This is a genomic window from Armatimonadota bacterium, from assembly GCA_035527535.1.
Taxonomy (GTDB): Bacteria; Armatimonadota; Hebobacteria.
The window spans coordinates 1-4,747 of the sequence record DATLAK010000165.1 but is presented as its reverse complement, the minus strand read 5'-3'; the positions used below and the strand labels follow the sequence as shown (position 1 = coordinate 4,747).

Below are 4,747 nucleotides of genomic sequence, written 5' to 3'. Positions count from 1 at the left end.
ACACCGACCGGCGTGGAGGACTACGCGACTGACGGCGAGAACATCAAGCTGGTTCCGCACCGGGACACCGCGGCGATTGTGGAGGCGGTCTCGTGGCTGCTTGACAACCCGCGCGACTGTCAGCGCATCGCGCTCGCCGGTCTCAAGGAAATCAAGCGGCACTCCTGGGGCGCTTACGCAGAGGCGTTTGAGGCCATCATCGAGAGGGAGTTGGCGGCAAGTGCGGATACGGTTTGAGCTGTGGAACAATGGGGACCGCCAGTGCCCCACAGCCCGACAACGAGGCTGGCACGTCATCGAGGAACTGCAACGGCGCGGCTATGATGCCGACGCATGGGACCGGGACAAGCCCACGAAGACCGACGTGCTGGTGATACAGCGGGCCATTGTGCCGGTGAACCTGGAGCGCGCACTTGAGCAGGCCGAGCACGTGTGGCTCGACGTAAACGATGACTACCTGACGCCGGGTCGAAACATGGGCTTCGACGTAGAGACCCTGCCACAGTATCACGGGCTCCTCGCCGGGTCGGAGTGGCTCGCCGTGAAGTTGGCGCGCGAGCATCCGCGCGTCCGGCTCTGGCGGGAGGCCGTTGACCCGGCCTACTCCTCGCAGCAGTGCAAGTACAGTCAGCGCAAGAAGCGTGTGCGGGTCGCGTGGATGGGCGGGACTGACAACCTGGGGTGGTTTGGTCTGTCGCCGCTCCGGTGGGTGCTGCCGGACTTCGCCGACCGGCTGCACTGGGTAGTGGCGGCGCCCGCCCTGAGTGCCAAGGGTGCGGACAACGCCGCCCTCGCGAAGGAGTTGCTACCGGGTGAGGTCGAGTTTCACCCGTGGACGTACGAAACTGTCGGGCCGCTGATGGCCTCGTGCGACATGAGCATCATCGCGCTTGAGCAGACGGAGTGGTGCTGGTCGAAGTCCGACAACAAGCCGGCGTCGATGATGACGATGGGGCTTCCTGTCGCGACGGAGGACATTGAGTGCTACCGTGAGATCGGCGAGGGCGGCTACGCGGCGACGGCCTACCAGGCTGAGGACTGGGCCGAGGTGCTGGAGAAGCTCATTGGCGAGCCGACGTGGCGGCGCCGCTTGGGGCGCAAGGGACAGGCGTGGGCGCGGAGGGAACGCAGCATCGAGCGCGTGACGGACATGTTCCTGGACGCAATCGCAAAGGAGGGAACCCATGAAGATACTGTTGGTCAAACCCCCGTTCGCACGGCTGCTGGGCAGTGACGCATACCTGTCCTACCCAATGGGCCTCATGTCCATCGCGGCCCGGTTGCGCCAGCGCGGCCACGACGTAGCGATCTATGATGACGACGTGAGCAACCCTGAACCGATACCCAGCGGGGGCACTGAGATACGCCTGCTTGAGGCCGCCGTGGCGGAGGACGCATGGCTGGCCCCGCTGGCGCAGGTGGTGGACGACTTCGCGCCAGACGTGGTCGGGGTGGGCTACCGCACCGTCGATGCGGACGCGGCGCATACCATCGCGGGGTTCCTCCGCGAGCGCGGGATTCGCACGGTGGCAGGAGGCATCCATCCCTCGCTGCTGCCCCAGGAGGAGATACTGGTCTTCGATACGGTGGTGGTGGGCGAGGGCGACGGCGGGAACGCGGTGGTCCCCTTCGAGAACCCCATGCACGGGATCATTACGATGGAGGCGCAGGACGACTGGGGCGAGGTTGGGCTGGCGCGGGATGCCGTGATTGGCGGCGAGCGATACGTGCGTTACCTGCGGGAGCTGATAGAGGTGCAGCGCGGCTGCCCCTATCAGTGCGCCTACTGCGCGGCCCCCACGGTCTTCGGGCCGAGGGTGCGGGCGCGGGACCCGGAGGACGTGTGCGCGGAGATACGGGCGGAGGGCATGACATCAGGGCGCCTCATCGCGGACTCGTTCGGGGCGAACCGCGACTATGCCCTCGCGCTCTGCGAACAGTTGGCCGAGACGGGTTACACCTGGAACTGCACGATGGCGATACAGAACGCGGACCTGGAAATGCTGACGGCGGCGAAGGCGGGGGGCTGCTACTGCATCAATGCCGGGATCGAGAGTGCGGTCCCGCGCTGGCAGGAGTTGTCGGGGAAGCGCGTAGCGCCGGGCGCCCCCGAACGGCTGCTGGAGGACGCGGCGGCAGTGGGCGTCGGCGTCGGCTTCTTCTTCATGATCGGCTGGCCCGGCGAGACCGAAGAGGAACTGTGGCAGACGTTGGACTACGCGCAGACGTTGAAAGCGGCAGGCGCGACCATGTGCATCAGCGTGGTCACGGCCTACCCGAAGACGCGGCTGTGGGAGTTGGCGTATGGTGACGGCAAGCGGACGCCGCCGCCCTGGTCGGAGTTCCTGCATCAGTCGGCGGGCATGGGCTTCGCCGATGTGCCGAAGCAAGCATGGGAAGCAGTCTTGGAGGAAGCCAATGACGCCAATAGGAAGCCTGCTCGATAATATCCACGTTGATCTCGGCTGTGGCAACAACAAGCCCGAGGGCGCGGTCGGCATTGACCGGCTGGCGACCTCCTCCGCCGACATCATCCACGACATCGACCGCGACGGAATCCCGCTGCCCGACAACTCCTGCAGGCGGATTTCCAGCGGGCACTTCATGGAGCACATCGTCAAGACGCAGTTCGTGCTTGAGGAGATATGGCGGGTGGGCAAGCCGGGGGCGGAGGTGAGCATCCGCGTGCCGTATGCGCAGTCGCAGGCCGGGCCGTGCGACCCGGCGCATGTGAAGAACTTCCCCGAGTACTGGATGCGCCGCTGCTACTGGTTCCGGCAGCACTTCGCCGACCTCACGATGACTTTCGCATACGATGAGGTGCTGCTTGAGTGGGCGCGGAAGGCCATGCCGGGGGCGTCGGACGACGTGTTGCGGGTGCTCTATTGGAACGTGTGCAAGGAGCTGACCGCGACGGCGCGCGTCTGCAAGCCCGCGATCTCGCTCACAGAGGCCGGTACGATGATCGACTCCGAGACCTGGTGGGCACAGGAGGCAGCAGCCGATGGCACGGCGTGAACGCAAGGACTTGACGCTGGAGGACTACCGGGAACTCGTGGCGGCGGCAGGCGAGTTCATGTTCCCGGAGCACTGGGCGATGGTCGGGAACATCGGGACCATTGCCTCGCACATCCACCACTACAACGCCGTGGCTAACGCCATTGAGGCCGCTGACGATGTGCTTGACGTGGGGTGCGGGTGCGGGCTCGCAACGCGGCTGTATCGGTTGCAGACGACGGGGCGCGTGGTGGCGGTGGACCGGCCCCCTGCCATTGACATTGCGCGCTCCCTGTACTACAGTCCCGGTGTAGAGTACTGGTCGCAAGACTTCGTGGAGGAGGCCTTGCCCGAGGGCGAGTTTGACGTGGCGGTGCTCACTGAGGTTTATGAGCATCTGCCGGAGGCTGTCGGGCACAAGGTCGTCGGGGAGATTGCGGCGCGGTTGCGGCCTGAAGGTCGGCTGTACATGTCCGTGCCGCTGCTGTCGCGTGGCGAGCAGCAGGCGTCCAAGAACTTCGCCAATCATTGCCGGGACTGGGCCGACGAAGAGGCGGTGCTTGACGAGGTGGCGGGGATGCTGTCGGCAGGGCAGACAGTCGGCTTGGTCTTTCTGGCGTCCATCGTGGCTACCAAGGGCGGGTGCAAAGGGACATGAAGATCGCAGTGGTCGGCGGGACCGGACAACTCGGCAGTGAGATCGTGGACCTCGGCCCCAGGGCAGGCTATCACACCTGGGGGTTCGGCCATGAGATGTGCGAGGTGACGACGGTAGAGGGCGTCGCCGAGGTCGCGCGCTACGCACCCGATGTGATAGTCAACTGCGCGGCCTACCACGACATGACTGCGTGCGAGGAGCACCCCGTACAGGCGTGGGCGGTCAACGAGGCGCTGCCCCTGGTGTACCTCGCGCGACGGATGAACTGCGGCTACGTCTACATCAGCACGGACTTTGTATTCGACGGGCGGGAGGGGGCTTACGCGGAGGACGCGGGCGCGCGGCCCCTGTCAGTCTACGGCGCGACAAAGCTGGCCGGCGAGTTGGCAGCGTTGACGCTCGTGGAGCAGTCGGCGGTCTGCCGGGTCAGCTACCTCTTCGGAAAGACGGGCTGTCGGGCAAAGGGTGGCAGCAACTTCGTAGAGTTCCTCGTGGGGGCGGTGCGTGACGGGCGGCACCTCGACCTTGACGCGGACACGACCTTCTCCCCGACTTACGCGCCCCATGCAGCGGCGCGAGTATTGGACGTTGCGGTGGCACTCGCGGAGGGCAGCAATGCCGGGGTGTTCCACTGCACGAATGAAGGGGTGGCGTCGCACTATGGCCTGGGCCTTGCCGTGGCGGCGCTGTTGGGTATGGAGGCGGACTTCGCCCCGCGCAATGGCGCGCTTGACCCCCTGCGCCCGAAGTGCAGCGACCTCGCGAACACGCGCATGAAGGCCGCGCCCTCGTGGGCTGACGGCCTGGCAGAATACCTGGAGGCGAAGGGCTATGTCTGAGCAGCGCGTCGCGGTGACGGAACTCAAGCGCCACGTCGATGACCGGGGCACACTGGAGGAGGTCCTGCGGTGTGACGACGCGGAGTTCGTGGAGTTCGGGCAGGTGTATGTGGTGAGGTCACGGGCGGTGGGCACGGTGCGGGCATTCCACAGGCACAAGGTCATGTGGGACCACTTCTGCATCGTGGCGGGCGCGGCGCTCTTTCAGTTCGTGGACGCGGAGCCGGAGGAACTCCCCACGACGGGCCAGCCC

At 66.0% G+C, this 4,747-nt stretch carries 7 protein-coding genes; all 7 read left to right on the top strand.

Translation table 11 applies throughout. The annotated features are described in order from the left end of the window. Positions 1 to 237, top strand: a 237-nt coding sequence (locus tag VM221_11580; protein ID HUT75457.1) for a hypothetical protein, incomplete at its 5' end; no start/stop codon positions are given. Continuing rightward, positions 221 to 1,234: a glycosyltransferase gene (locus tag VM221_11575; GenBank protein HUT75456.1), complete on the top strand. Its 1,014-nt coding sequence runs from the start codon at positions 221 to 223 to the stop codon at positions 1,232 to 1,234. The genes VM221_11580 and VM221_11575, both read left to right, overlap by 17 nt. Next, positions 1,185 to 2,447, top strand: coding sequence for a radical SAM protein (locus VM221_11570; protein HUT75455.1), 1,263 nt, complete (start codon positions 1,185 to 1,187; stop codon positions 2,445 to 2,447). Before VM221_11575 ends, VM221_11570 begins: the two co-directional genes overlap by 50 nt. Beyond that, complete coding sequence (locus VM221_11565) at positions 2,419 to 3,018, top strand: hypothetical protein (protein HUT75454.1); 600 nt, start codon at positions 2,419 to 2,421, stop codon at positions 3,016 to 3,018. The genes VM221_11570 and VM221_11565 overlap by 29 nt, the downstream gene beginning before the upstream one ends. Then, the gene (locus tag VM221_11560; GenBank protein HUT75453.1) at positions 3,005 to 3,655 is read left to right on the top strand and encodes a class I SAM-dependent methyltransferase; all 651 of its coding nucleotides are present in this window, start codon (positions 3,005 to 3,007) and stop codon (positions 3,653 to 3,655) included. The genes VM221_11565 and VM221_11560 overlap by 14 nt, the downstream gene beginning before the upstream one ends. Then, positions 3,652 to 4,494, top strand: a complete 843-nt coding sequence (locus VM221_11555; GenBank protein HUT75452.1) for an NAD(P)-dependent oxidoreductase — start codon at positions 3,652 to 3,654, stop codon at positions 4,492 to 4,494. Before VM221_11560 ends, VM221_11555 begins: the two co-directional genes overlap by 4 nt. Then, the coding region (locus VM221_11550) for a dTDP-4-dehydrorhamnose 3,5-epimerase (GenBank protein ID HUT75451.1) at positions 4,487 to 4,747 on the top strand (261 nt) is incomplete at its 3' end. The genes VM221_11555 and VM221_11550, both read left to right, overlap by 8 nt.